26 protein-coding genes and 1 pseudogene are annotated in these 25,118 nt (G+C 64.0%); 8 read left to right on the top strand and 19 right to left on the bottom strand.

Annotated features, from left to right (window positions below; all coding sequences use genetic code 11):
* Nucleotides 1–42: 42 nt before the first annotated feature.
* From ACR65N_RS04475 to ACR65N_RS04495, 5 genes are all read right to left on the bottom strand, one after another.
* Nucleotides 43–1,992 carry a DUF2207 domain-containing protein gene (locus ACR65N_RS04475; protein ID WP_440455904.1) on the bottom strand — a complete coding sequence of 650 codons (1,950 nt, stop codon included), beginning with the start codon at nt 1,990–1,992 and terminating at the stop codon, nt 43–45.
* Between the two features lie 74 nt (nt 1,993–2,066).
* Nucleotides 2,067–3,317 (bottom strand): 3-phosphoshikimate 1-carboxyvinyltransferase, encoded by a 1,251-nt coding sequence (gene aroA, locus ACR65N_RS04480; RefSeq protein WP_440455905.1) that lies wholly within the window; start codon nt 3,315–3,317, stop codon nt 2,067–2,069.
* A 52-nt stretch (nt 3,318–3,369) separates the two neighbouring features.
* On the bottom strand, nt 3,370–3,921 hold the full coding sequence (locus tag ACR65N_RS04485) for a LemA family protein (protein ID WP_440455906.1): 552 nt from the start codon (nt 3,919–3,921) through the stop codon (nt 3,370–3,372).
* A 25-nt stretch (nt 3,922–3,946) separates the two neighbouring features.
* Nucleotides 3,947–4,705: a DUF3800 domain-containing protein gene (locus tag ACR65N_RS04490; RefSeq protein WP_440455907.1), complete on the bottom strand. Its 759-nt coding sequence runs from the start codon at nt 4,703–4,705 to the stop codon at nt 3,947–3,949.
* Nucleotides 4,706–4,825: 120 nt separating this feature from the next.
* Entirely contained in the window at nt 4,826–5,776 is a 951-nt protein-coding gene (locus ACR65N_RS04495) for a glycine--tRNA ligase subunit alpha (RefSeq protein ID WP_430305780.1), read from the bottom strand.
* 200 nt (nt 5,777–5,976) lie between these two features.
* On the opposite strand from ACR65N_RS04495, the gene ACR65N_RS04500 reads away from it, so the two are divergent.
* Nucleotides 5,977–6,267, top strand: coding sequence for a hypothetical protein (locus ACR65N_RS04500; protein ID WP_440455908.1), 291 nt, complete (start codon nt 5,977–5,979; stop codon nt 6,265–6,267).
* On the top strand, nt 6,267–6,584 hold the full coding sequence (locus ACR65N_RS04505) for a type II toxin-antitoxin system RelE/ParE family toxin (RefSeq protein ID WP_440455909.1): 318 nt from the start codon (nt 6,267–6,269) through the stop codon (nt 6,582–6,584). Before ACR65N_RS04500 ends, ACR65N_RS04505 begins: the two co-directional genes overlap by 1 nt.
* Nucleotides 6,585–6,591: 7 nt before the next feature.
* Here the strand turns inward: ACR65N_RS04505 and ACR65N_RS04510 are convergent, their stop codons facing one another.
* From ACR65N_RS04510 to ACR65N_RS04525, 4 genes are all read right to left on the bottom strand, one after another.
* Nucleotides 6,592–6,786, bottom strand: a complete 195-nt coding sequence (locus ACR65N_RS04510; protein ID WP_440455910.1) for a hypothetical protein — start codon at nt 6,784–6,786, stop codon at nt 6,592–6,594.
* Nucleotides 6,787–6,802: 16 nt separating this feature from the next.
* Nucleotides 6,803–7,672 (bottom strand): S49 family peptidase, encoded by an 870-nt coding sequence (locus ACR65N_RS04515; RefSeq protein ID WP_440455911.1) that lies wholly within the window; start codon nt 7,670–7,672, stop codon nt 6,803–6,805.
* 86 nt (nt 7,673–7,758) lie between these two features.
* The gene (locus ACR65N_RS04520; protein ID WP_440455912.1) at nt 7,759–8,529 is read right to left on the bottom strand and encodes a tRNA1(Val) (adenine(37)-N6)-methyltransferase; all 771 of its coding nucleotides are present in this window, start codon (nt 8,527–8,529) and stop codon (nt 7,759–7,761) included.
* 7 nt (nt 8,530–8,536) lie between these two features.
* Nucleotides 8,537–8,767 carry a putative signal transducing protein gene (locus ACR65N_RS04525; protein WP_440455913.1) on the bottom strand — a complete coding sequence of 77 codons (231 nt, stop codon included), beginning with the start codon at nt 8,765–8,767 and terminating at the stop codon, nt 8,537–8,539.
* Nucleotides 8,768–8,872: 105 nt separating this feature from the next.
* Here ACR65N_RS04525 and ACR65N_RS04530 point away from each other — a divergent pair, with 105 nt between their 5' ends.
* The 4 genes and pseudogenes from ACR65N_RS04530 to moaB all read left to right on the top strand — a co-directional run bounded on the left by ACR65N_RS04530 (nt 8,873) and on the right by moaB (nt 13,504).
* Nucleotides 8,873–9,889, top strand: coding sequence for a polyprenyl synthetase family protein (locus tag ACR65N_RS04530; RefSeq protein ID WP_430305787.1), 1,017 nt, complete (start codon nt 8,873–8,875; stop codon nt 9,887–9,889).
* Between the two features lie 142 nt (nt 9,890–10,031).
* Nucleotides 10,032–11,831, top strand: a pseudogene (locus tag ACR65N_RS04535) (tetratricopeptide repeat protein); the annotation flags it as partial.
* Between the two features lie 243 nt (nt 11,832–12,074).
* Nucleotides 12,075–12,956 (top strand): 4-(cytidine 5'-diphospho)-2-C-methyl-D-erythritol kinase, encoded by an 882-nt coding sequence (locus ACR65N_RS04540; RefSeq protein ID WP_440455914.1) that lies wholly within the window; start codon nt 12,075–12,077, stop codon nt 12,954–12,956.
* On the top strand, nt 12,953–13,504 hold the full coding sequence (gene moaB / locus ACR65N_RS04545; protein ID WP_440455915.1) for a molybdenum cofactor biosynthesis protein B: 552 nt from the start codon (nt 12,953–12,955) through the stop codon (nt 13,502–13,504). The genes ACR65N_RS04540 and moaB overlap by 4 nt, the downstream gene beginning before the upstream one ends.
* A gap of 19 nt (nt 13,505–13,523) precedes the next feature.
* Here the strand turns inward: moaB and ACR65N_RS04550 are convergent, their stop codons facing one another.
* Nucleotides 13,524–14,036 (bottom strand): glycosyltransferase family protein, encoded by a 513-nt coding sequence (locus tag ACR65N_RS04550; protein ID WP_440455916.1) that lies wholly within the window; start codon nt 14,034–14,036, stop codon nt 13,524–13,526.
* 133 nt (nt 14,037–14,169) lie between these two features.
* On the opposite strand from ACR65N_RS04550, the gene ACR65N_RS04555 reads away from it, so the two are divergent.
* The gene (locus ACR65N_RS04555; RefSeq protein WP_440455917.1) at nt 14,170–15,327 is read left to right on the top strand and encodes a PA0069 family radical SAM protein; all 1,158 of its coding nucleotides are present in this window, start codon (nt 14,170–14,172) and stop codon (nt 15,325–15,327) included.
* 279 nt (nt 15,328–15,606) lie between these two features.
* Entirely contained in the window at nt 15,607–16,260 is a 654-nt protein-coding gene (gene rnhB / locus ACR65N_RS04560) for a ribonuclease HII (protein WP_440455918.1), read from the top strand.
* A 259-nt stretch (nt 16,261–16,519) separates the two neighbouring features.
* On the opposite strand, the gene ACR65N_RS04565 is transcribed toward rnhB, so the two are convergent.
* From ACR65N_RS04565 to apbC, 9 genes are all read right to left on the bottom strand, one after another.
* Nucleotides 16,520–17,005: a F0F1 ATP synthase subunit B gene (locus ACR65N_RS04565; RefSeq protein ID WP_430305793.1), complete on the bottom strand. Its 486-nt coding sequence runs from the start codon at nt 17,003–17,005 to the stop codon at nt 16,520–16,522.
* A gap of 5 nt (nt 17,006–17,010) precedes the next feature.
* Complete coding sequence (locus ACR65N_RS04570) at nt 17,011–17,622, bottom strand: F0F1 ATP synthase subunit B (RefSeq protein ID WP_440455919.1); 612 nt, start codon at nt 17,620–17,622, stop codon at nt 17,011–17,013.
* A 79-nt stretch (nt 17,623–17,701) separates the two neighbouring features.
* Nucleotides 17,702–17,929, bottom strand: coding sequence for a F0F1 ATP synthase subunit C (locus tag ACR65N_RS04575; RefSeq protein WP_088680620.1), 228 nt, complete (start codon nt 17,927–17,929; stop codon nt 17,702–17,704).
* Between the two features lie 66 nt (nt 17,930–17,995).
* Entirely contained in the window at nt 17,996–18,748 is a 753-nt protein-coding gene (locus tag ACR65N_RS04580) for a F0F1 ATP synthase subunit A (RefSeq protein WP_430305795.1), read from the bottom strand.
* Between the two features lie 68 nt (nt 18,749–18,816).
* Nucleotides 18,817–19,173 carry an AtpZ/AtpI family protein gene (locus ACR65N_RS04585; protein WP_430305796.1) on the bottom strand — a complete coding sequence of 119 codons (357 nt, stop codon included), beginning with the start codon at nt 19,171–19,173 and terminating at the stop codon, nt 18,817–18,819.
* A gap of 233 nt (nt 19,174–19,406) precedes the next feature.
* The gene (locus ACR65N_RS04590) at nt 19,407–20,606 is read right to left on the bottom strand and encodes a cell wall hydrolase (protein WP_440455920.1); all 1,200 of its coding nucleotides are present in this window, start codon (nt 20,604–20,606) and stop codon (nt 19,407–19,409) included.
* 95 nt (nt 20,607–20,701) lie between these two features.
* Entirely contained in the window at nt 20,702–22,615 is a 1,914-nt protein-coding gene (locus ACR65N_RS04595; protein ID WP_440455921.1) for a potassium transporter Kup, read from the bottom strand.
* Between the two features lie 16 nt (nt 22,616–22,631).
* On the bottom strand, nt 22,632–23,603 hold the full coding sequence (locus ACR65N_RS04600) for a magnesium transporter CorA family protein (protein ID WP_440455922.1): 972 nt from the start codon (nt 23,601–23,603) through the stop codon (nt 22,632–22,634).
* Between the two features lie 143 nt (nt 23,604–23,746).
* Nucleotides 23,747–24,901, bottom strand: a complete 1,155-nt coding sequence (gene apbC, locus ACR65N_RS04605; protein WP_440455923.1) for an iron-sulfur cluster carrier protein ApbC — start codon at nt 24,899–24,901, stop codon at nt 23,747–23,749.
* Nucleotides 24,902–25,118: the final 217 nt, after the last annotated feature.

Genomic DNA, 25,118 nt, shown 5'->3' on the forward strand with positions numbered 1-25,118 from the left:
TTTATCTAATCGAGAGAACAACCTGCAGCAACCGAAAACATCCTACCACCCTCCTCCGCCACCACCGCCGCCGCCGCCGCCTGAGGAGCCGCCGCCCGACGAAAAGCCGGAGGACGAGGACGATGCCTTGGGCGTCGGGATCGTTGAGGCGATGGTCGAGGCCATCGACGAGGAAAACCCGCCGATGCGATCGCCAAAGCCGCCGCCATAGGCACCATTGTACCAGCCGGGTTGATAGGCCGCCGCAGCCGCACCGGCCGCAGCCGTTGCCAGCCATGTCTCGAAGGCACGGCTCCAGGGCTTTTCGACACCGAGCGCCACGGCATAGGGCAGCAGCTTTTCGAAATGCGTCGGCGACATGGTCGGGGCGCCCGCCATGTTCATGCGGTCCTTCTCGGCAAGCGTCAGGTAGGTGCGCAGTCCCTCGATGCCGGCTGACAGCTTGGCGCCGAGCGGCGTCGGTGCGCCCATCAGGAAGAAGAACATCACGTTCGCGAGCACGATGCCGCCGACCGCCACCAGCAGCGGCCAGTGATCGCGGCCGCCGAGTTCGGCGAACATCGCGACGATCGCCCCGGCCATGACCGACAGCGCAACAAGGCCGACGAAGCCGAGGAAGATGATGGAGACGATCTTCGACAGCAGCGAGCGCCCGCGACGAAGCCGCTTGCCGAAGGAGACGGCCAGGACCCCGAAGATGACGGCCGATACCGCCGGCACCAGAAGGATGCCCATCATGTCCGGCTCGATATTGCCGAACACCAGAAGCGCCAGGATGGCTGCCACGCTGAGCGCCACGCCGCCGACGATATAGCCGACATTGCCATGGTAGTATTTTCCGCGATGTTCCTTCTCGATCGAATTGCGGAACTCCTGGCCCAGCGTTTCGACGCGACTGCCATTGTCCGTATCGATCACCAGCACGTCACCCGGTCCGCCGATCGACTGCAACAGGACCGCCTGCCCGGGGGGCAGATCCTTGCGGTTCGCCTTGTCGGTGCGGCGAATGGTGATTGACGCATCGAGGTCTTCCAGCGTCACGTAGCCTTTGACCGCGAGATCGAGCGCGCTTGCAGCAAGTGCCGTCCAGCCGCCGCCGGAAAAGCCGTTGTTGTCGACGTAGTTGACGAGTGCCGGCGACAGGCCCTCCGGCGCATCCCAGCGCGGAACGACAACGCCGCCCTCCGGATCCCGCCCGACCCGGCGCCAGTTGACCGAGTAGTAAAGCAGCACCAGTGCCAGCCCACCGAGGGCGATGATCGTGCCGATGTGGTCGCGCCACCACCAGTTGCGCTGCTGCTCGGCCGACGGAGGCTGGATGACGCCCTTGGGGATGGAGACGACGATGGTCAGTCCCTCGCCCGCACCGAGCGTGCCGGTCGTTTCGAAAGTCGCCTCATCGCCGCTCACGGACATCCGCGCGGCGCTCTCGGTGGAGCCGAGCGGGCCCGTGTAGACGGCGGTGCGCCCGACACGGGCACCGTCCGGCAGCGTCACCGTTGCCGAGGCCCGCGCGATGCGGAACATCCAGCCGTTGCCGGTGACGTTCCAGTAGAGTTCGTCGTGATCGTCGAAGTAGCGGATCTGCCGGTCGGTGCGATAGGTGAAGACGTAGGTGTGCGAACCATTGCTCAGAAGCACGTCCTGCGAGCCCGCGTAGACACGGACGCCACCGGTGATGCCTTCGGTGCGGAACGGCTCGTCCTCACCATCGCGGGTGAGCGACAGCATCTCGAAATCGACGCGTACCGTGCGACCATCGGCATCCTGCATGGTCAGCGGAAAATCGCGAAAGATGCCGCGCCGGATGTTGTTGCCCTCGGCATTGACGGTGATCGTCTCGGCAACCGTCAACTGGCCGTCGGTGGCGACCTCTATGTCGGAGTGGTAGGTGCGGATGTATTCCTCCGCCGCGGCGGTTCGCGTCAGAAGCGGCAGGCAGAGAATGACGGCGAGCACACCTGCCAGGCCGCGACCAGAGAACCACCGCATCGGGATTTCTTCCTTACGTCATGTGTTGGAGCCGGCCGGCGCCGAAGCAGGCGAGATGAATAGAAGCCGCGGCCTTAGGTGTAGGTGACGCCGAGCGATGCCATGGCATCCCAGTAGTCCGGGTAGGTTTTCGCCACGCAGTTCGGGTCGAGGATGGTGATGCCGCCAATCTTCATGCCGGCTAGTGCGAAGCTCATGGCGATGCGATGATCGGCAAAGGTGTCGATCTCGGCCGGCAGCGTCTGGCCGGCAAGCGTGGGATCCGCGGCAATGATCAGATCGTCGCCCTCCTCCGTCGCGAGGCCCTGCCGGATAGTGTTGAGACCGGTGGACACGGCGCGGATGCGATCGCATTCCTTGACGCGCAGGTTGGCGATGCCGATGAAGCGCACCGGCGTTTCGTTGAAGGCGGCAAGGACCGCGATGGTCGGCACGGCATCCTGCATCTGGCTGCCATCGATGACGTCAGGCATGTGCGGAAAGGCGGCGATGATATCGTAGGCCTTGGCATCCGGCTGGGTGAAGGCATCGGCCGGCGTGCCGATGTCGATCGAACCAACCGTCAGCACCTCGGCAGCCCACAGATAGGTGGCAGCGGACGCGTCCGGTTCGATGTGGAAATCGGTGGCGGTATAGCCCGTCGGCCGGATGCGCCAGACGGATGGCGATGGCTGCTCGACCTCAGCACCGAAGGCGCGCATGGCGGCAAGCGTCAGGTCGATATAGCCGCGCGCGCCGATATCGGCGCCGGCAAGCTCGATCTCGAAGGGTTCGGCGGCGCAGGCGGCTGCCATCAGCAAGGCCGAGACATACTGGCTGGAGAGCCCCGCATCGATGACCACGCGATTGGCAGAGAAGCTGCCCGTCGCATCGATGGTGACCGGCGGGCAGCCTGTCGGCGCCTCGACAGAGACGCCCAGCGTTTGCAGCGCCTCGACCAGCGGCAGGATCGGCCGCTTGCGCATGTGCTGGTCGCCGTCGACCACGTAGCGGCCGCGGCCGAGCGCCACGGCAGCGGTGAGGAAGCGCGTGGCGGTGCCGGCATTGCCAAGAAACAGCGGCTCGGCCGGCGCCTTCAGCTCGCCGGTGCCGGTGACGACGAAGGTGGTGGCATCCGGCTCGTCCACCATGACACCCATCGCTCGCAGCGCCTGCGCCATATAGCGGGTGTCGTCGCTCTTCAGCGCGCCGGTCAGCCGGCTGGTGCCGCGGGCAAGACCTGCCAGCAGCAGCGCGCGGTTGGTGATCGATTTCGAGCCGGGAGGACTCACCCGTCCCTGCAGCGGCTCGGTGACGGGGCGGATGGTCAGTCTGTCGATGCTCATGTCAGTCTAAAGCTCATGATCGGGCGCGCACGGCCCCGGACAAATGCGTGGATCAGAATTGGACCGCGGGAACGGCACGGTCGGCCTCGTTGGTGATCTCGAAATATGGCTTCTTGGCAAAGCCGAACTGGTTGGCGACGAGGTTGGACGGAACGCTCTCGACCTTGACGTTGAGATCCCGAGCGGCACCGTTGTAGTAACGCCGCGACATCTGCAGTTCGCCCTCGATGGTTTCGAGCGAGGCCTGCAACTCTGAGAAGTTCTGGTTGGCCTTGAGATCGGGATAGGCTTCCGCGAGCGCGAAAAGCTTGCCAAGTGCCTGGCCAAGCAGGCCCTCTGCCTTGGCACGACCGGCGACATCATCGGCCGGCACCGCCTGCGCGTTGTTGCGCAGTGCCACGACCTCCTCGAACGTCGCCTTCTCGTGGGCGGCGTATCCCTTGACCGTTTCGATCAGGTTGGGGATCAGGTCTGCCCGGCGCTTCAGCTGCACATCGATGCCCGACCAGGCTTCCTCCGCCATCTGCCGCGACTTGACCAGTCCATTGTAGATGAAGACGACGTAAAGCGCGACGAGTACGGCGATGCCGAGAATGATGTACATGAAGCGGTCCTTTTATCTTTTAGCTTCAACGCTGATCGCGTCTTCTTGACTGGCAGGACGGACAGTAACAGTCGCCCTCCTTTACATCCCGACGATGGACCAGCCCATGAATAACACCGCCATCGGCGTCAAACTTGGGTATCAGCGGTTCAAAGAAGCGACCGTCCAGAAACTCGTAGCGCCGCCACGTCGCATAGGCAACCAGATCAGCAAGCTGGACCAACCGGGAAGCGCGCGAGTCGACGAACAAAGGCACTTCTGCGAGATTTCGATAGCTTCCCCACCGCCCACCATTGACCCGAAAATGCCGAGACAATGCCTGCAACGGCTGCTCATGTTTCGTCTCGTCCATGATGATCAGCCCGCGATGCGCTTCATTCGTCCTATGGTAGTTGCGCTGCAGGAATAGGTTAAAACGATTACAGAGCTCTTCGAATGCGAGGGAAACCGGGTCCTCCGGGGCAACCGCAGCCTTATCCACCGCTACGGCGAACAACCGGACGCCCGAATTATGTTGAAGGCAATACAGCGCGTCATTGATCATCCGCTCGCGCTGAGCACGCTCTCGAATGGAGCGCCACAGCGCGCCCCTGCCGCTGTACATCGGGCTACCATGAAGCTCGATATCGTCGCCTGGGCCGAGGCCGAATGCGGCAACGCAGTCGTCGACAGCTTTGATGAGGTGATAAATGCTGCGTTCGAAAATCGAAACGCCGCCCAGGACGAAATATCTTTCATCGGGGTTTTCGACGTGTCCAGAGTCATCCACATAAAGAATATGCATCGGACCGCCAATAAAAAGGCAGCCGAGTGAGACACATGCCTCAGCGAACCGCAAATAAGCAGCTCTCTCAACCGCACGTTTTATATAGTTGGAACGCCCGTGGCCGTCAATGACCGCCGATCAGGCCGCTCTCTCAACGTTGATGCCGCCGGCATCGGTCAGCAGGAAAGCTTCGCCGCAGGCCTTGGCAAGCGTGCGAACCCGCAGGATGTAGCTCTGCCTTTCGGTGACTGAAATCACGCCGCGGGCATCGAGCAGGTTGAAGACGTGGGAAGCCTTGATGCACTGGTCGTAGGCCGGGAAGACGCATTTGTGGACATGACCGGCATCGCCGGGTGCGCCGGCTGCCAAGAGCGCCAGGCATTCCTTTTCCGCGTCCTCGAAGTGCCGCAGCAGCATGTCGGTGTTGGCGAACTCGAAGTTATGGCGGGAATACTCCTGCTCGGCCTGCAGGAAGACGTCGCCGTAGGAAATCTTTTCCTCGCCCTCGCGGCCGTTGAAGTTCAGATCGTAGACATTGTCGACGCCCTGGACATACATGGCGAGGCGCTCGAGGCCGTAGGTCAGTTCACCGGCGACCGGCGAGCATTCAATGCCGCAGACCTGCTGGAAATAGGTGAACTGCGAAACCTCCATGCCGTCGCACCAGCATTCCCAGCCAAGGCCCCAGGCGCCGAGTGTCGGGCTTTCCCAGTCGTCCTCGACGAAACGCACGTCGTGCAGCAGCGGATCGAGCCCGATCGCCGCCAGCGAGCCAAGGTAGAGTTCCTGGAGGTTCGACGGGTTCGGCTTCAGGATCACCTGGTACTGGTAATAGTGCTGCAGCCGGTTGGGGTTTTCGCCGTAACGACCATCGGAGGGACGCCGCGACGGCTGCACATAGGCGGCTTTCCATGGCTTTGGGCCGAGCGCCCTCAGCGTCGTTGCCGGATGGAAGGTACCGGCGCCGACCTCCATGTCGTAGGGCTGGAGGACGGCGCAACCCTTGTCCGCCCAGTAGGCGTGCAGCGTCAGGATCAGCGCTTGGAAGGAGCGCTTCGGGTCCATATGCGGGGCAAGTGTCTGGGTCATGGTCGGGTCCGGGCATCAATGGCATCAATGGCAACAGTGGCAACAGTGGCAACAGTGGCAACAGTGGCCTGTCTGGTGCCACGGCGGGGTGGGCGGGTCAAGCCTCGGCGGGCAGCGAAGGCTTGGCAAAGGAGCGCGACAAATGCCGGTCTTAGAGCTATTATCACCTTGCCGACCAACGTGGCGCGAGGATCATCGCCGTGAACGTCAAGACCACGATCGAACTGCCCGAACACCTGCTGCGCCTGGCCGAACGGCTGGTGGAGGAAGGTCAGTATCCCTCGGTGGACAAGGTGGTAGCGGCCGGGCTCGACGAACTGATGCGGACCGCCGACCAACTGACGCCGGAGCAGGATAGACTGGTCGCAAGCCTTGCCGACACGATCCGCGAAAGGGCCGCGTTGCCGGAAGACCAGTTTATCGACATGGAGACCGACAACCTTTTCGACCGGGTGAAAAGGCGCCTCGCCCAGACGCACGAACAAAGCTGATGCAAAGGTACCGGCTGAAGTACCACCCGGAAGCCGAGAAGGATCTACTCAGTATCTATCACTTTATCGAGCGCTATGCGGGAGACCTCTCCGCCCGTCGCAGACTTGGTGAGATCGAGCAGACAACCTACAGATTGAAGAGCTTTCCGAAGATCGGCACTGCGCGCGACACGTTGAAGCCTCGTCTGCGTATTCTTCCCTGCGGAGACGCAGCCGTCATCTGCTTCACCGTCGACGACGAGACACTTACCGTGACCATCCTGTGCATCAGCTATGCTGGTAGCGATTGGGAAGCGAGGGTAAAGGAGAGACAGTGAATGGGCGTCACTCCTCGTCGCTCTTCCTGACGCGATATTCGCCGGTCGCCGGATCCTTTTCCAGGGTTCCCATGGCACCGGTCTGCTGCTCTCGCTCTGCCTGCCGGCGCCGGTGCGCGAGCTTCTGCGCATCGGAAATGAAGCGGCGGTAGAGATACCAACCGCCGCCGATGAGCACCGCCAGAAACAGAAGCTGCGCCATGATTCCCCTCCCGGTGTCAGAGCCCGTAACGGCTCCACAATGCCCGTTCTTCCAGGCTTGCGGCAAGCCCGGTGGCGGCCGACACGCCAAGTTCGGCAGCGTTGTCCATTCCGCCGCCGAGGATGCTCGGCAGCCGCCGGCCGAGCAGGCTGCGGGCGCCGCCGACCAGTTCCAGCTTCGTCTGCGGTCCGAAACGGCGCTTCAGCACGTCGCGCATCTCGCCGGCGCCGTCGACAAGGCCGAGCTCAACGCCGCGCAGACCGGTCCAGAACAGGCCGGAAAAGATCGTCGCATCATCCGCCAGGCGCTCGCCGCGGCGGGTCTTCACCATGTCGATGAAGACCTTGTGGATCTCCAGCTGCAGCGTCTTCAGATATTCGATATCCGACTGCTTTTCCGGCTGGAATGGATCGAGGATGACCTTGTTTTCGCCGGAGGTGTAGACGCGGCGCTCGACGCCGGCCTTCTTCAACAGCTCGGGGAAACCGAAACCGCCGGATACCACGCCGATCGACCCGACGATCGAGGTCGCGTCGACGAAGATCTCGTCGCCGGCAAGCGCGATCATGTAGCCGCCCGAAGCCGCGACGTCCTCGACGAAGATCAGCACACGCTTGTTCTTCTCTTCGGCAAGCGCCCGGATGCGCTGGTAGATCAGCCGCGACTGGACCGGCGAGCCACCCGGCGAGTTGATCGAGATGGCAACGACCGGAGCGTCCTTCTTGGAGAAGGCCTTTTCGAGGGCTCCTGCAGAGGTTGCGAGATTGAGCGCCGGACGAAGCTGGCTGCCGCCTGTCATGATCGCGCCATGCAGCCGCACGACCGGAATCGTCAGCCCTTCCTTGCGCAGTCGTTTCGGCAAGAGCCGCTTCAACATCCCAGCCATTTCATCTCCTGTTTCAATAGGTTCTTGCGGAGATGTAAGCTGCGGTGGAGCCGGCGCAATGGCAGGCGTCATAAATTCCGCGTCATTCAGCGGCCTTCGCGGTGGTAGGCGGCGCGGCCGTTGTTGAGATCGTCGACCTCTTGGGTGAACGGGTGGCCGGCACCATCGTGCATGAAAAGCGGGGCCCGTATTGCGAGGCGCGAGCGCGATCCCTTGATCGCCGTCACCAGAAGACGAATGGCGCTTTCGCCGGGGCGCGGGTGGATGGCCGTCAGCTCCAACCCGCCGAACCGGTTGCCGCAGGCGGCGATGATCTCGGCCACCGATTGCGGCCGGGCGATCAACGACAGCTGCCCGCCGGGCACCATGATGGCAGCAGCGGTGCGGATCCAGCTGTCGAACAGGTTTTCGGTCATCGCATGCGCCTGCGCCTTCAGCTCGTCCGGCGTCGTACGGTCGCGGCTGTCGTTGAATGGCGGGTTCATGATCACGTGATCGAAGGCATTGTCGGGCAGGCCCGCCTCCATACGCACCTTGCCGCGCAGAGTCACGTCCGCCTCCACCACCTTTGCCCGCGGGCGCAATGCAGCATTCTCAGTGAGTTCCAGCGTCCGTCGCGCATATTCGGCCATCAGCGGAGAACGCTCGACCAGCGTCACCTGCGCCGCGTCCAGACGGGCGGCCACGCCGAGACCCGCAGCGCCGGCACCTGCGCCGAGGTCCGCCACGCGTATCGCACCCTCACCGGTCACCAGCGATGCCAGCAGCATGGCATCCATGCCAGCCCGATGACCGCCGTCCTTCGGCTGCAGCAGATGGAAGCGTCCGCGGTGGAAGGCGTCGATCGTCTCGGTCATCGGCGTCCTACTCGTCACCGTCCCGAAGCTCGGCCGCCAGGCCGGCATCGGTCATCAGCCGCCGTGCCTCGTCGTGCCGGTCGCCCTCCACCAGCAGCCGCTGCGGCAAAAGGCCCAGGGAACCTTCGAGGATGCTCATCGATTGGTCGGCCACCAGGCAATGGATGCCGGCATCCTTGAGAAGGCTCGTCGCGAAGGACAGGACCACCGCATTGTTTGTGCGGATCAATTCTTTCATTGCGTCGAACCACTTCAATTGTCGGTCATGAGGAACATTGGCACTTGCCGCAGCCAACGCCCCTTTCTATTGTCCGCCGCAAAACTTGAACAGGAGGCCGGATCGTTGGGCGTCGTTATTCCGCTCGAAGAGGGCAAAAGCAAGCAGGCATCCGTCCAACCCCTGGTCGACCTGACCAAGGCGGACATGGACAGGGTGAACCAGCTTATCCTGTCAAAAGCCGGTTCCGACGTACAGATGATTCCGGAAGTCGCCAACCACCTGATTTCGTCGGGTGGCAAGCGCCTGCGGCCGATGCTGACGCTCGCCTCGGCGGAGATGTTCGGCTATTCCGGCGAAGGCCACATCAAGCTCGCCACCAGCGTCGAATTCATGCACACGGCGACGCTGCTGCACGACGACGTGGTCGACGAGAGCGACCTCAGGCGCGGCAAGTCGACAGCCCGGATGATCTGGGGCAACCAGGCAAGCGTGCTGGTCGGCGATTTCCTGCTCGGCCAGGCGTTCAAGATGATGGTCGAGGTCGGCTCGCTCGACGCGCTCGACGTGCTGGCGACGGCCGCGTCGGTCATCGCCGAGGGTGAAGTGCTGCAGCTATCCGTCGCCAAGAACATGGAAACCACGGAAGACGACTATCTGTCGGTCATCCGTGCCAAGACGGCGGCTCTGTTTGCCGCCGCCGCCGAAGTCGGGCCGATCATCGCCGGCACCGACCGCGCTACCCGCGCGGCGCTGAAGTCCTACGGCATGAACCTCGGCCTTGCCTTCCAGCTGGTCGACGACGCGCTGGACTATGGCGGCAAGGCAGCCGATCTCGGCAAGAATGTCGGCGACGACTTCCGCGAGGGCAAGATCACCCTGCCGGTCATCCTGTCCTATCGCCGGGGAAGCGAAGAAGACCGGGCTTTCTGGAAGACGGCCATCGAACAGAGCGAGAGCAGCGACGCGAACCTCGAGCGGGCGCTCGGGCTGATCACGCGCTACAACGGCCTGTCCGATACGATTGCCCGCGCCAAGCATTACGGCGCCATTGCCCGCGACGCGCTGTCGCCGCTTCCGGCCTCCGCCCACAAGGCGGCGCTGATGGAAGTCATCGATTTCTGCATCGAGCGCGTAAACTGACGACGGAGCGGCTAAAGCCGCTCTGCCGCCGTCTTCAGATTCTTGCGGACCTGCTCCAAAAAAGCCATTCTATGGTGAATCATCGGCGCAGGATTCATGGCGGCCACAGGGCCGCCCTCAGCTTTTCATGAGAGGCACCTTCATGCGGCAGAAATTCGCCCTTCGTCTGCTATCCAGCGCGACGTTCGGGGCAGCTCTTATCCTGGCATCCGCAGCGCTCCAGCCAGCCGCCGCGCAGGACAAGCCGGTCACCGAGGCGCCGATCTTCTCCTCCGAAAAGGTGAATACCTTTTCCGGCGCATTCCTCGCCGCCCGCACGGCGGATGTCGACCACGACTATTCGACCGCCATCGCCCTGTACGAAAAGGCGCTGCAGTTCGAGCCCGCCAATATCGACATCCGCGAGCGGCTGATGATCTCGCTGCTGATGAACGGCCAGTTCGACGAGAGTCTCAGGCATGTCGAGGCGCTGAAGGATGACGACGCGGTGGAGCGGGTGACGACGATCGTCCGCGGGCTCGACGCTATCCGCAAGAACGACAATGCCAATGCCGAGAAGATCCTCGCCTACAAGGGCGCCAACGATCTCGACCGGCTGACGCATGCGCTGCTGATCGGCTGGGCGAAGGTCGGCGCGGGCAAGGGTGCCGACGCCGTCAAGTCGCTGAAGAGCCTCAAGGGCCCCGACTGGTTCAAGGTGTTTACCGAATACCACATGGGCGCCATGGCTCTGGTTGCCGGCGACGCGCAGCTGGCCCGCACTCATCTGACGACGGCAATCACCAACCAGGAAGCCGTCGCCACCACGCCCGACACCTTCATGAGAGCGGTGATGGCGCTCGCCCGGCTCGAAGCATCGCAGGGCAACAAGCAGAAGGCACTGGACGCGATCTCGGTCGCCGAGCGGCTGATCTCCAACTACGCGCCGCTGAAGGCGCTGCGCCAGAGTATCGAAAAGGGTGAGAAGCCCGAGCAGCAGGTGACGACGGCGACGCAAGGGGCGGCCGGCGTGCTGTTTGCCATCGGCAGCGCGCTGAACCGCCAGGGCGCCGAGGAAATGGTGTCGCTCTACCTGCAGATCTCCCATGCACTCGATCCGCAGAGCGCCGATACGCTGATCCTGCTCGGCGGCATCGCCGAAAAGCTGGAACAGCCGAAGCAGGCGATCGAGCTTTACGGCCGGGTTCCGGAAGGCTCGCCGATGCGCCGGATCTCCGAGCTGCAGCTCGGCCTGACGCTTGCCCAGACGGGCGAAGTGGATGCGGCGCGCGAGCATCTGCGCAAGTTGATCGAATCCGATCCGAGCGATATCCGCAGCTACATCGCCTATGGCAGCGTGCTCTCCGATGCCAAGGACTATGCCGAGATGGCAAAGACCTACGACAAGGCGGTCGACGTCATCGGCCCGGTGCCGCAGGCATCCGACTGGTCGGTCTTCTTCCAGCGCGGCATCGCCTATGAGCGCCTGAAGGAATGGGACAAGGCCGAGCCAAGCTTCCGCAAGGCGCTGGAGCTCAATCCAGAACAGCCGCAGGTGCTGAACTACCTCGGCTATTCCTGGGTAGACATGAACCGCAACCTGGAAGAAGGCCTGGCGATGATCCGCAAGGCCGTCGAGCTGCGTCCGGACGACGGCTACATCGTCGATTCGCTCGGCTGGGCCTATTACCGGCTTGGTCGCTACGACGATGCGGTGACGGAACTGGAGCGCGCCGTGCAGCTTCGCGCCGGCGACGTGACGATCAACGACCACCTGGGCGATGCCTACTGGCGGGTTGGCCGCAGGCTGGAGGCCACCTATCAGTGGCAGCGGGCGCTGACCATGAAGCCGGAATTGACCGATATTCCGAAGATCGAGCAGAAGATCCGCGATGGCCTGGCCGATGCCGGACCGCCGCCGGTGCAGACGGCCATGGCAACGCCTGCCGCCACCGTTCCGCCCGATGCCGGACAGCCCGCCACGCAAGCGCCCGCTGCCGCCGAAGCGCCCGCCGCAAAGCCGCCTGCCGAGCCGGCCACCTATACGGTCGGCGATGGCGACACGCTGTGGAAGATCGCCAATGACGCGCTGGGTGACGGCGACCGGGCCAAGGAAATCATCGAGATCAATCCGGAGCTGAAGCGCAATCCCAACCGGCTCTACCCCGGCCAGGTGCTGAAGATTCCGGCCACCGGCAACTGAGGCATGGGCGAACAGGTCGTCGAGAAGGCAGGCGCGAAGATCAACCTCGCGCTGCATGTGACGGGTCGCCGTGCCGACGGCTACCACCTGCTGGACAGCCTGGTGACCTTTGCCGGCCACGGCGACGACCTGTCCTTCGCTGCCGCGACTGAAGACCAGTTTCTGCTATCCGGACGGTTTGCGTCACTCCTCGCCGATGAGCCTGGAAACCTGGTGCTGACGGCGCGTGACCGGCTGCGGCAGTGGCTGACCGATGCCGGCCAGGCCGCGCCGCCAGTGCGCATCACGCTTGCAAAGGCGCTTCCCGTCGCCTCCGGCATCGGTGGCGGATCGGCGGATGCCGCCGCGGCACTGCGCGGGCTGATGCGCGTGTGGAACGCGACGCTGCCGGAACCCCACCTCTCGGACTTGGCGCTGTCGCTCGGCGCCGACGTTCCCATGTGCCTGGCCGGCCGGCCGGCGATGGTGCGCGGCATCGGCGAGCAGCTGTCGTCGGTTGCGCTGCCGGCCTTCGCCATGGTGCTGGTCAATCCGCTGATCGCCGTGTCGACTCCGGAGGTTTTCCGAAGCCTGACGCGGCGCGACAACCCGCCGGTCCCCGCTCTTCCCAGCTCGACGGATCCTCGCGACTGGATCGCCTCTCTCAAGACCCTGCGCAACGACCTGCAGGCGCCCGCGCAGGATCTTGTGCCGGAGATCGCCGAGACCTGCCGGCTGCTGGAGGAGAGCGGTGCGCTGCTTGCCCGGATGTCGGGCTCCGGCGCCACCTGCTTCGGCATCTATCCGGACATGCTCCACGCAGAGGCTGCAGCAGCACGGCTGGCGACCGCGCATCCCGGTGCCTATATCCAGGCGACAAAAACACTTGCCGGAGAGACGCCATGAGCCGGATCGACGAGAGCCGCCCCTTCCTCCCCATCGGCATCGCCGTGCTGACGGTGTCCGACACCCGCACCGTTGCAGACGACAAGTCCGGCGACACACTGGTGCAGCGGATCGAAACGGCAGGGCACAGGCTGATCACCCGGGCCATTGTCCAGGACGACAAGGCGCAGATCGCCGAGCAAGTGAGAGAGTGGACGCTGCGCGACGACATCGACGTGGTGATCACCACCGGCGGAACCGGCTTTACCGGCCGCGATGTGACGCCGGAGGCGCTGGAGCCGCTTTTCGAAAAGCGGATGGACGGCTTTTCCGAGGTGTTCCACCGGATCTCCTACGACAAGATCGGCACCTCGACGATCCAATCACGCGCCACGGGCGGAGTTGCCAACGCCACCTTCATCTTCGTCCTGCCGGGGTCGCCCGGAGCCTGCAAGGACGCCTGGGACGGCATCCTGCAGGCGCAGCTCGACTACCGCCACATGCCCTGCAATTTCGTGGAGATCATGCCGCGGCTGGACGAACATCTGCGGCGCGGCGGCACGCAATAAGCCGTCACGGACGGCGATCTCAGCTGCGCGCCGCCCAGGCCGGCACCATCTCGCTGACCAGTCGCAGCGCCTTTTCACCGCGTGCCAGATCGCTGAGCGACATTCCTTCGCGCACCTTGGCAAGTGCCCGCTTTCGGTCGATGAGCATCCCGTTCTCCAGCGGCGGCAGGCGCCCGAACAGGCGCCGCAGCAGCGACGGACGGTAATTGCGCGACGGCGAAAAGCGCGCCGGTCGGCCGTCGAGTGAGATATGCTCGGCGATTTCGTCGATCCAGCCGGGCTGCGGACGGGCACCGGGCTCGATCAGCAGCAACCATTCGCCACGGGCCGCCAGAAGCACGTCGCGCAGCTCTTCGTCCGCATGATAGCGGCATCCGGCCGCATCGGCGATCCGCGCCGAAGCATCCTTCGCGCCGCGATCGAGGACTGCCACATCGCCGACCAGTCCTTCCACGGCGCCAGCCACGAGCACAGACAGGGTCTGGGCCAGTTCGGTCTCCTGGTCGCGACATTCGATGATCACCGTGAGCATGCCGCATGCTTACCGCATCGCAACAGCAATATCCACAGCTCCCGCGCCTCGGCATTTTGTTCTTGCATTGTTCTCTTTTCGCAGCTAGGAATCGTGTCGGGTTGGACGCGACGTCCAGCGCAGGAGTTCCCACATGATTGAGATGTCTCAGTTGCGGCAGGGCGCATTTGCGCCCGCCCATACGGCCGATATTGCCGATGCGCTGGTGGAAACATCCGGCCTGCGGGTAGACGTCGACCGCCGCCGCGGACGTGGTGCCGGGCTCAACCCCAGTGGACGCTTCGAGGACCAGCGTCGCGAAGGGTTTGACGACGGTTGGCAGACGCTGGAGGATCTCGAGCCGTTCAAGACCGAGGTGCAGATCGAGAAGCCGCGCACCGCGATCACCCGCAACGAATCTCCCGATATTCCCTTCGACCGCTCGATCAATCCCTATCGCGGCTGCGAGCATGGCTGCATCTATTGTTTTGCCCGGCCGACCCACAGCTATATGGGGCTGTCCGCAGGCCTGGATTTCGAAGCCAAGCTGTTTGCCAAGCCCGATGCGCCGCGGCTTCTCGAACGCGAACTGAGCAAGGACGGCTACAAGGTTCGGACGATCGCCATCGGCACCAATACCGACCCGTACCAGCCGATCGAGAAGGAATGGCGGGTGATGCGGCAGCTGCTGGAGGTGCTCGCCAAGGCGAACCATCCGGTGATGATCGTCACCAAGTCCGCACTGGTCATGCGCGACATCGATATTCTGGGGCCCATGGCTGCCAAGGGGCTGGCCAAGGTGGCGCTGTCGGTGACGACGCTCGACCGCAAGCTCGCCCGCTCGATGGAGCCGCGCGCATCGACGCCGGCGCTGCGGCTGGAGGCCGTGAAGGCGCTGACCGATGCCGGCATTCCGACCAGCGTGCTGGTGGCTCCCGTCATCCCGGCGCTCAACGACCACGAGATCGAGCGGATCCTCGATGCCGCCAAGGCGGCGGGCGCCACGGAAGCGAGCTACGTGCTGCTGCGGCTGCCGCTCGAGGTCAGCCCGCTGTTTCGTGACTGGCTGCTGCGCAACTATCCGGATCGCTACCGGCACGTGATGTCGCTGGTGCGCTCGATGCGCGGTGGCAAGGACTATGACGCCGAGTTCGGCAAGCGGATGAAGGGTGCCGGTCCCTATGCCTGGCAGATTTCCCGCCGCTTCGAGCTTGCGACCAAGCGCCTGGGGCTCGGTCGGCGGGGCGTGATGCTGCGCGACGACCTGTTCGTCCGGCCGGACGGCGCCGGCGTGCAGCTGTCGCTGCTCTAGAGATCGGCCGTGGCGGCAGGCGCCACGGCCTGGCAGTCAGCGAGATCCGGAGCGGCATGACACCGCCTGGCGATCCCGCGCTGCTTTATCGACTTCGGAGGTTGGGCCGCGTTGATCGACGCCGGTGCGCCCCCAGCAAAGTTCCGGCACGGGCCCCACCGCCTCATCCGTGCCGGTACCCCGGACCGCCCTGTCCCCCTTGGGCGGAAAAGCGATGCCGCACTCAGCGCTTTGCCCGGGGCTTGCAGGAGATCGGGTGTGCGTGCGAATGAATGCCGCATGTTGAAACGCACGCCACCCGATTCTCCGAGCCTGTTCGATGCGCCGCCGCTGGCGCCGGATTTCAGCCTGGAGCTTGCCGCGCGGGCTGCCGGGCACTGGCCAGTGGCGGGCACGGACGAGGCGGGGCGTGGACCGCTTGCCGGTCCGGTGGTTGCGGCAGCCGTCATTCTCGATCCAGGCAACATTCCAGACGGCCTCAACGATTCCAAGCAGCTGACGGCCAGGCAGCGCGAGCGGCTGTTCGAGGAGATCATCAGCAGTGCGCATGTTTCGATCGCCAGCTCCGGGCCCGCGCTGATCGATCAGCGCAACATCCTGCGGGCGAGCCTCGATGCCATGCGTCGGGCCGTCGCCGGCCTCTGCACCGCCCCGGCCTACGTGCTGACCGACGGCCGCGATATCCCGCCGGGGCTTGCCTGTGGCGCCAAGGCGGTCATCCAGGGCGATGCACGGTCGGTATCGATCGCCGCTGCCTCGATCATCGCCAAGGTCACCCGCGACCGGATGATGACCCGCGCGCATCTGGTCTACCCGGCCTACGGTTTCGACAGCCATGCCGGATATGCGACGGCGCAGCATCGCACGGCGATCGACACCGCCGGCCCGTGTGACCTGCACCGCATGAGCTTTCGGCCACTGCGCAAGGACTGATTTCCCCGGCCCTCGACCTGGTTCAGCGCCGATGGTCGCGTGATCCCTGTTGCAAAGATCCGCGATCGCGGTGCGAGACCTTGGGCGCCAGCGTTTCTTTGACGCGCCGTCCAGGCTGATGCCTTCGACAAGCAAGGATGAGTTTGCCGACAGCCCCTCCTTCCCGTTTGCTCCGCCTGATCGGCCACGGCCGCTATCCTGCAAACGCAAAAAAGGCCGGACAAGCCGGCCTTTCGAATGAGATGAACGCTTGGAGAGATCAGTTGAGACGGGTCTTCACCTGCGCCATCGACTTGTCGAAGAGGGCATTCTGCGTCGCGGCATCGGCCTTGGCGGCAATCACCTTTTCGGCCGCAGCAATGGCCAGATCGACGGCCGCCGAACGCACGGCACCGATCGCGTCGGTTTCGGCCTGGCGGATCTTCTGTTCCGAGAGAGCATTGCGGCGTGCAACGAATTCCTCGGTCTTCTGGCGGGCTTCTTCCGTCAGCATGGCAGCTTCGCGCTGGGCGGCGGCCAGGATATCGGCAGCCTCTGCTTCAGCTTCCTTGCGCTTGCGCTGGTATTCGGCGAGCAGCGCCTGGGCTTCCTCGCGCAGGCGCTTGGCCTGGTCCAGCTCGTCGCGGATGTTGTCGGCGCGCTTGTCGAGCGCCTTGGTCATCATTGCCGGCACCTTGAGATAGGCAATCAGTGCCAGGAACAGCACCAGGCCGACAAGGGCGAAGAATGTTGCATCAAAAGCCATGGCGATCAGGCCTCCACTTTGGCAGCCGCAACCGCAGCCTTGACGTCATCGGCCGAGGCCTTGGGGCCGATCAGCTGGTCAACGATGGCGCTTGCGGTATCCCCGGCAATGGCACCGACTTCGGCGAAGGCGCTTGCCTTGATCTCGGCAATGCGGGCTTCGGCAGCCGCAAGCTTTTCGGCAAGCTCCGCTTCGATGGCGGCGCGGTCGGCAGAAGCCTTGACCTTGGCTGCGTCACGTGCCGTGTCGGCGATGGTGCCGGCCTTGGCGCGGGCAGTCGCGAGTTCCTTTTCATAGGTTTCGACGGCGGCGTCGGCTTCAGCCTTGAGGCGCGATGCTTCGTCGAGATCCTGTGCGATCCGGTCGTGGCGGTGCTCGAGGATGCCACCGATGCGCGGCACGATCACCTTCTGCATGACCAGATAGAAGAGACCGAAGGTGATGACCAGCCACAGCAACTGCGACGGGTAGGTCGACTGGTCAAACGGCGGAAAAATGCCGGTGCCGTGCTCGCCAGGAGCCACACCGGTTTCCGTGTGCACGGTGCCAGCGGCTCCGTGCGTCTCGCCATTGGCCGGCGCGCCTTCCTGCGCGTATGCCGGTGTCACGAACATCATCACCTCCAGGGGTATTCGATACGAAGGATCACGGCGCGCGCGCGAAGGTGCGGCCGTGATCCCAATTCGTCAGCCGTGATTAGACGGCGAACAGCAGGAGGAGAGCAACGAGCAGCGAGAAGATGCCCAGAGCTTCCGTAACGGCGAAGCCGAATACCAGACGGCCGAACTGGCTGTCAGCAGCCGACGGGTTGCGCAGGGCGCCCGACAGGTAGTTGCCGAAGATGTTGCCGAGGCCGAGGGCCGTGCCGGCCATGCCAAAGCAAGCCAGACCTGCGCCGATGTACTTTGCTGCTTCCGCTTCCATGTGAATGCTCCTTAGAATGGGTTGTTGCGGCGGATGACTGACGCTTCAATACGCCAATGTCGCTCCTCAGTGGCCGCCCGGATGGACTGCGTCGTTCAGGTACATGCAAGTCAGTACCGCAAAGACGTAGGCCTGCAGGAAGGCTACGAGGAATTCGAGACCGGTCAAAGCGACCGTCATGATCAGGGGCAGGATCGCGCCACCGATTCCGAGTGCGCCAAGGGTTCCAAGCGAGGCGACGAAGCCTGCGAACACCTTCAGCGTGATGTGTCCCGCCAGCATGTTGGCGAAGAGACGAACCGACAGCGAGATCGGACGGGACAGGAAGGAGATGATTTCGATCGTCACGACCAGCGGCAGAAGCACGCCCGGCACGCCCTGCGGCACAAACACCTTCAGGAAGCTGAAGCCGTGCTTGTAGAAGCCGTATACGAGAACCGTGCCGATGACGAGCAGCGCCAGCGCGAAGGTGACGATGATCTGGCTGGTGACGGTGAAGAAGTACGGGAACATGCCGAGCAGGTTGGCGGTCAGCACGAACATGAACAGCGTGAAGACCAGCGGGAAGAACTTCATGCCGTGGCTGCCGGCGCCTTCGCGCAGCATCGAGGCGATGAATTCATACGACATTTCCGCAACCGACTGCGAACGGCCGGGGATCAGGCCGCGATTGGCCGTGGAGAAGTACAGGAAGCCGGCTGCGACGGCGACGGTTGCCACCATGAACAGCGACGCATTGGTGAACGAGAAGTCCATACCAGCGATCTCAATCGGGACGATCTTCGAGATCTGGAACTGATGGGTCGGATCGTTGGCCACCGGTCTACCTTCTTTCTACCTTATACCCGCCGCGAGGACGGAAATTCCTAACCCAGGCGCTCCGCCCTTCAGTCGCCGGCCGGACCGTCACGGTCGGGCGCCTGGAGAGGCGCCGGCTTGGCGACCATGCCGACGGCACGGAGCACATTCAGTACACCCGCAGCAAATCCGAGAAGGAGAAGAATGATCATCCCCCAGGGCGCACTGCCGGCAAAACGGTCGATCAGATAACCGAGCATGGCGCCTACTGCCACAGCCGCGATGAATTCGGAAGAGATTTTCAGGCCGAGAGCCATGCCTTTACGGCTTTCCTCGGACTGCGCCTCCCTCACTCGCTCCGCCGCCTCGCCTTTCTTGCGTCCCGCCAACTCGGCTGAAAGCTTGTTCCGGCGCTGCTCCAGACTATCTTCGCGGTCGTCCGTCATGGTCTATCCCCCGGCCCCTCGCCTGCCCGGGCCGCCCCGGCCCAAGCCTCTCTCGAAGCCCTGAAAATAGCGCCTTCCGGCCCGTTTTGAAGTCGGCCGCACCATAGTTTTGCGCGTTCGCATAGTCAAGGCACCGAGCGTTGCTCATCCAGAACTAATTAACCTATGCAGGTCAAGGGGTTAGCCTGTTGAGACGCGAGCCTGCGACAGGTTTGCGCGGGAATCGCTGCGGTTCAGCTCCAGCCGCCGCCGTAGGTGCGGTAGAAGACATGCAGGCCGATGCGGCCGACTTTGTGCATGGTGCGGGCCCACTTGGGGCGTACGTAGACGGCGTGATAGTGGGTGGCAGAGCCGACTTCCGGCAGCCAGATCTTGCCGGCGGTGACGGCCATTCCCACCTCGCGGGCCATGGCCCAGTGCTCTTGCGACCGGATGCGGTCCTTGATGTTGTCGCAGGCAAACGAGAACTGGCAGCGGTTGCGCCAGTCTTCGTTCTGGTAGACGACGCCGCAGATGGTCTTCGGATAGGTGGGATTGCGGACGCGATTGAGGATCACCTGGGCGACGGCGGCCTGCCCCTTGGCTGATTCGCCGCGGGCTTCGAAGTAGATGCCGGATGCCAGGCACTGCTGTTCGGCGGCGGAAAACACCTCCGCAGGCAGCGGCGTTGCGGCCCAGGCATGGTCCTCGGGACCGATTTCAGGCACGAAACGGCCGGCCTCGCTGTCAGCCTTATCGTTCAGGATGGCATCGAACGGTGACTGGCGGGCAAAATCGGGCTTGGCCGGAGCATAGGCGGTCGCCAGCACATCGGCTTTCTGGTTGGTGATGAGGCTTGCCAGCATCGGCGACACGTCGCTGTCCGGGCTTGTCTCGTCGCGGCGGAAGTAGAAGGCCGCCAGTTCGACCTGCTCGTCCGGCTTCGGCGCCTTGACGAAGGCGACGCGATCGTCCTCCTCGTTCACCGGTGCCAGCAGGGAACTCTGCCGCTGCAACACGGACCCGGCCGAAAACGCCTTGGGCGGCTGCATCGGCTCGACCGCCATCACCCGGCCGCGCTTGCCGTCGCGGTTGACGCGGGCTTCGTCCGGCGACTGGTCTTCGTTCTTCTGCGGCGGCGTGAAGGCGATCTTGCGGCCGTCGGGCAGCGTCATGCCGGCGCCGGCAACCAGTCGGGCCTCGCCAGCGGGGAATGCCAGTTCGGCCGCGTGCAGCGAGCCTGCCGGAGAATTGGTCATCACCATCCGCCACTGCGTGCCGGCCCGGTCGAAGCCGGCCAGCAGGTCCGCCAGATCGCCCTGGGCGGGGATGGTGGGAAAGACAAGCCATGCGGCAAGGCCGAAGATGGCCGGGGACGCCCACCGGTCCATCAAGGCCAGGGGCTTACGCTGAATGATCTTCGAACGCACAACCGCAACTCCACACGCATACATCGTTGGAGCAAACAATCTAATATTAACCTAAATGGACGGTTAACGCGGCGGCGCCAACCGTCCCTGGTCGACGTGCGCGCCGCGCTTTGCGGGCGTCAGATGATGACGTGCGAACCGAGTTCGACGACGCGGTTGGCCGGCAGGTGGAAGTAGTCAGACGGGTCAATGGCTGCGTTCGCAAGGCCGATGAACAGCCGGTCCTGCCACATGGGCATGCCGGATTCGGCATCCGGGACCAGCTTGCGGCGGCCGAGGTAGAAGGAGGTCGACATGATGTCGAACTTCACGCCGCATTTGCGCAGGTAGCCCAGCGCCTGCGAGACGTTCTGCGACTGCATGAAGCCGAAGCGCAGCTCGATCAGCGTGAAGCGGTCTGTCAGCTTGGTGATCGTGAACGAGTTCTCCACCGACACCCGCGGCTTGTTGACCGTGCGGATGGTCAGGATGACGTTCTTCTCGTGCAGCACGTGATTGTGCTTGATGTTGTGCATCAGCGCTGCCGGCGCGGATTCCGGATCGCTGGTGAGGAAGATCGCGGTGCCGGAGACGTTGACCGGGGCATGGGCGCTCTTGCGGTCGATCGATTTCTCGATGGAGGTGGCGAACGTCGACAGCGGCACGTCGATGCGGCGGGTCTTTTCGGCGAGGATGCCGGTGCCGCGCCGCCAGGTCCACATGATCACGGTAAAGGCGATCGCCATCATGACAGGCACGTAGCCACCGTCGTGGATCTTCAACAGGTTCGCGCCGAGGAAGACGAGTTCGAGCAGCAGCAGCGGCGCGAGCACAACGAGCGCGACGCCGCGCGGCCAGCGCCAGCGCGAACGGGCGAATTCATAGGCCATCAGCGTGGTGACGACCATCGCCCCGGTGACGGAGATCCCGTAGGCGGTCGCCAGCGCATCGGAGCTTTCGAAGCCGAGCACCAGCGCCAGCACGCCGACGAGCAGCAGCGTGTTGACGGCCGGCAGGAAGATCTGCCCGGTGTTGGTCTCGGAGGTGAAGAGGATCTCCATGCGCGGCAGGTAGCCGAGATGGATCGCCTGGCGCACCAGTGAAAAGGCGCCGGTGATCACCGCCTGGCTTGCGATGATCGTCGCGGCGGTCGCCAGCAGCACCATCGGCAGCAGCGCCCACGAGGGAAACATCAGGAAGAACGGGTTGCCCATGGCCTCCGGGTGCTTGAGGACGAGCGCTCCCTGGCCGAGATAGTTGAGCGTCAGCGCCGGGAAGACGACGACCAGCCAGGCCCACTGGATCGGCCGGCGGCCGAAATGACCGAGGTCGGCATAGAGCGCCTCGGCACCGGTGACCGTCAGGAACACCGCCCCGAGCACGACGATGCCGACATACTGCTCGGCAATCAGGAAGTTCACGGCATACATCGGGTTGAAGGCGAGGAAGATCGACGGATCATCGAAGATATGGGCGACGCCGGCCGCCCCCATGGCAAGGAACCAGACGGCTGTGATCGGCCCGAAGAAGCGGGCAACGAGCCCGGTGCCCTGCGACTGGATGGCGAACAGCCCGATGAGGATGACGATGGAGATCGGCAGGATCGCATCGTCCAAGGCGGGGGTGACGAGCTTCAGGCCCTCGACGGCCGACAGCACCGAAAGCGCCGGCGTGATCATCGCGTCGCCGAGAAACAGCGCAGCCCCGATCAGGCCGAGGAACATAAGGATCTTGCGGTTGCCGCGCGCGCCCTTCATCAGCATGGCGAGCAGCGACAGCGTGCCGCCCTCGCCGTCGTTATCGGCACGCAGCAGGAAAAGCACATATTTGAGCGTGACGATGATGGTCAGCGTCCAGATCATCAGCGAGATGATGCCGATGATCTCCGCCTGGGTGACGCCATCGGAGGCGACGGGCCGCAGGGCCTCGCGGAACGCGTAGAGCGGGCTCGTGCCGATATCGCCGTAGACGACGCCGACCGATCCGAGAGCCAAGCCGAGAAACTGCTTCAGGCTGCGCGTATCTTCAACCTGTTCTTCATGTGCGTGCGACATCCGGTGATCTGGCCTTTTAGAGCCAGCCTTTCCAGCGGAAGAAAAAGAAGGGGACCACGGCCGACAGGATCATGACGCAGAGCGCCAGCGGATAACCGAGGGTCCAGCCGAGTTCCGGCATATGGGCGAAGTTCATGCCATAGATGGATGCAACGAGCGTCGGCGGCAGGAAGACGACGGAGGCGATCGAGAAGATCTTGATGATGGCGTTCTGCTCGACATTGATGAGGCCGAGCGAGGCATCAAGCAGGAACGAGATGTTGGCAGCGACGAAGCCGGCATGTTCGGACAGCGTTGCGATATCGCGCGCCACCGTGCTGCACAGGCTGCTCAAGCCGGGGTCGCAGGTGATCGCCTGCGCATTCATCAGGAAGGTCAGCATCCGCGACAGCGATCCCAGGCTGTCGCGCACCTTGCCGATCAGCCGGTGACACTCGGCGATATCCGCCAGCTTGGCTTCCAGGAACTTCGGCGGACGACGGGTCTCGCGGTCGCGGAAGATGTCGGTCGACAGATGATCGATGCGGGCGATCGCCTGCTCGAGGATTTCCGCCGTGCGATCGGCGATGGTCTCCAGCAGATGCGCAAGCAGTGAGCGGCCATTGCCGTTGTCTTCCGGCGCGCGGCCGAGCGCTGCGATGAACAGGCTGAACGACTTCGGATCCGCATAGCGAACCGTCAGCAGCCGGTCGTTGACGAGGATGAAGGCGACATCGGTCAGCCGCGGCGTGTTGCTTTCGGCGCGCCAGACGAGCGAGGCGGTCATGAACACCGAGCCGTGCTCGACATAGAGCCGGCTCGACGGCTCGATATCCTTCAGCTCGTCGCGGGTGGGCACGTCGATGCCCAACAGGCTTTCTACGTAATGGTCTTCGTCCGGGCTCGGATCGATGAGGTCGATCCAGACGATGTCATCAGGCAAATGGGTCAGGGATGCGGCCGGCGTCAGAGCCGTTACCGAGCCGTTGGAGCGATAGGCATTGATCAATCTACGTCTCCGCGCCGGCGCCCGACTTACCGGCACATTTGAACGCCAAGGCTACAGTTCAGTTCCCTCGTCCAAGCGAGGAGCGCCTATAAGACCAGTAACGTCAGAAAGCAAGCGGCGCCTTCGGGCGACACGGGACGCGGTTAATCAAAGACAATGCTTGGAGCGGCTCTTTGCTTGCGTCCCGTCAATTCTTCCCACACCTTGGCGGCGATCTCGCGGTAGATGAGCGCGGACGCACTTTCGGGGTCGGAGACGACGACCGGCGTACCCGCATCGGAGCGTTCGCGGATGTCCATGGTCAGCGGCACCTCGCCGAGGAAGGGGACGCCGATCCGCTCCGCCTCCGCTTTCGCGCCGCCATGGCCGAAGATGTCGTAGCGGTTGCCGGTGTCCGGGGCGAGGAAGTAGCTCATGTTCTCGATGATGCCGAGCAGCGGCACCTCGACCTTGCGGAACATCGCAATGCCCTTGCGGGCGTCGATCAGCGCCAAATCCTGCGGGGTCGAGACAATCACTGCGCCGGCCAGCGGAACCTGCTGGGCCATCGTCAGCTGCGCATCGCCGGTGCCGGGCGGCATGTCGACGATCAGCACGTCGAGATCGCCCCAGGCCACTTCGCGCAGCATCTGCAGGATGGCCGACTGGACCATCGGTCCGCGCCAGATCATCGCCGCTTCCTCGTCCACCAGGAAGCCCATGGACATGGCCTTAAGGCCATAGTTTTCCATCGGCACGATGATCCGGTTGTCAATCTGCTGCGGACGACCGGAAATATTCAAAAGCCGCGGCACCGAGGGCCCGTAGATGTCGGAATCCAGGATGCCGACTTTGAGGCCGTTGGCCAGCATCGCCAGCGCCAGGTTGACCGCAGTGGTCGACTTGCCGACGCCGCCCTTGCCGGAGGCCACCGCGATGATCGAATTGACGCCCGGGACGCCGGCCTTCTGCGGACGGTGGCCGTGGCCCGGCGCCTGCGGAGCGCCGGCGTTGGCAGCCGGAGGCGACGGCGGGGTCTGCGGCGCGGCGCCGGCCTTGCGGTCGGCCGTCAGGGTGACGAGCGCGCCCTTGACGCCCGGCATCGCCTTTACCGAGCGTTCGGCCGCTTCACGCAAGGGTTCGAGTTCCTTCGCCCGATCGGACGGCACCGTGATCGAGAAGTAGACCTTGGAATCGGCGATGAAAACGTCGGAGACCATGTTGCGGGAAACGATGTCGCCCTCGAGGTCGGGACCGCGGACGCGGCGCAGCGTCTCGATCACCATTTCCTTCGTTACGTCCGACGTTACCTCGGCCATGACCCATCTCCCATTGCATCAACGGCATGACGCGGGCGGCAAGCCGTCGCGCGTTTTCGGTCGGACTTATAGGTGGTGCGCGGCGGCGGGAGCAACAAGTATTAAGCCGCCGGCGGGAGCCTGCCGCGGTCTTTCGACGCGCATGGGTCCTGCCGACGGCTTTTCCGTTCAGTCGCGCCTCTTGGTGCGCTTTCAGCCCCTCTGGACCTGCAGGAAG

The sequence above is a fragment of the Rhizobium sp. SAFR-030 genome (genome assembly GCF_059415005.1).

What these genes read in the sequence shown, in the direction of transcription:
- ACR65N_RS04475 (WP_440455904.1), bottom strand. Translation starts at nt 1,992, where the DNA reads ATGCGGTGGTTCTCTGGTCGCGGCCTGGCAGGTGTGCTCGCCGTCATT.
- aroA (WP_440455905.1), bottom strand. Translation starts at nt 3,317, where the DNA reads ATGAGCATCGACAGACTGACCATCCGCCCCGTCACCGAGCCGCTGCAG.
- ACR65N_RS04485 (WP_440455906.1), bottom strand. Translation starts at nt 3,921, where the DNA reads ATGTACATCATTCTCGGCATCGCCGTACTCGTCGCGCTTTACGTCGTC.
- ACR65N_RS04490 (WP_440455907.1), bottom strand. Translation starts at nt 4,705, where the DNA reads ATGCATATTCTTTATGTGGATGACTCTGGACACGTCGAAAACCCCGAT.
- ACR65N_RS04495 (WP_430305780.1), bottom strand. Translation starts at nt 5,776, where the DNA reads ATGACCCAGACACTTGCCCCGCATATGGACCCGAAGCGCTCCTTCCAA.
- ACR65N_RS04505 (WP_440455909.1), top strand. Translation starts at nt 6,267, where the DNA reads ATGCAAAGGTACCGGCTGAAGTACCACCCGGAAGCCGAGAAGGATCTA.
- ACR65N_RS04510 (WP_440455910.1), bottom strand. Translation starts at nt 6,786, where the DNA reads ATGGCGCAGCTTCTGTTTCTGGCGGTGCTCATCGGCGGCGGTTGGTAT.
- ACR65N_RS04515 (WP_440455911.1), bottom strand. Translation starts at nt 7,672, where the DNA reads ATGGCTGGGATGTTGAAGCGGCTCTTGCCGAAACGACTGCGCAAGGAA.
- ACR65N_RS04520 (WP_440455912.1), bottom strand. Translation starts at nt 8,529, where the DNA reads ATGACCGAGACGATCGACGCCTTCCACCGCGGACGCTTCCATCTGCTG.
- ACR65N_RS04525 (WP_440455913.1), bottom strand. Translation starts at nt 8,767, where the DNA reads ATGAAAGAATTGATCCGCACAAACAATGCGGTGGTCCTGTCCTTCGCG.
- ACR65N_RS04540 (WP_440455914.1), top strand. Translation starts at nt 12,075, where the DNA reads ATGGGCGAACAGGTCGTCGAGAAGGCAGGCGCGAAGATCAACCTCGCG.
- moaB (WP_440455915.1), top strand. Translation starts at nt 12,953, where the DNA reads ATGAGCCGGATCGACGAGAGCCGCCCCTTCCTCCCCATCGGCATCGCC.
- ACR65N_RS04550 (WP_440455916.1), bottom strand. Translation starts at nt 14,036, where the DNA reads ATGCTCACGGTGATCATCGAATGTCGCGACCAGGAGACCGAACTGGCC.
- ACR65N_RS04555 (WP_440455917.1), top strand. Translation starts at nt 14,170, where the DNA reads ATGATTGAGATGTCTCAGTTGCGGCAGGGCGCATTTGCGCCCGCCCAT.
- rnhB (WP_440455918.1), top strand. Translation starts at nt 15,607, where the DNA reads ATGTTGAAACGCACGCCACCCGATTCTCCGAGCCTGTTCGATGCGCCG.
- ACR65N_RS04565 (WP_430305793.1), bottom strand. Translation starts at nt 17,005, where the DNA reads ATGGCTTTTGATGCAACATTCTTCGCCCTTGTCGGCCTGGTGCTGTTC.
- ACR65N_RS04570 (WP_440455919.1), bottom strand. Translation starts at nt 17,622, where the DNA reads ATGATGTTCGTGACACCGGCATACGCGCAGGAAGGCGCGCCGGCCAAT.
- ACR65N_RS04575 (WP_088680620.1), bottom strand. Translation starts at nt 17,929, where the DNA reads ATGGAAGCGGAAGCAGCAAAGTACATCGGCGCAGGTCTGGCTTGCTTT.
- ACR65N_RS04585 (WP_430305796.1), bottom strand. Translation starts at nt 19,173, where the DNA reads ATGACGGACGACCGCGAAGATAGTCTGGAGCAGCGCCGGAACAAGCTT.
- ACR65N_RS04590 (WP_440455920.1), bottom strand. Translation starts at nt 20,606, where the DNA reads ATGTATGCGTGTGGAGTTGCGGTTGTGCGTTCGAAGATCATTCAGCGT.
- ACR65N_RS04595 (WP_440455921.1), bottom strand. Translation starts at nt 22,615, where the DNA reads ATGTCGCACGCACATGAAGAACAGGTTGAAGATACGCGCAGCCTGAAG.
- apbC (WP_440455923.1), bottom strand. Translation starts at nt 24,901, where the DNA reads ATGGCCGAGGTAACGTCGGACGTAACGAAGGAAATGGTGATCGAGACG.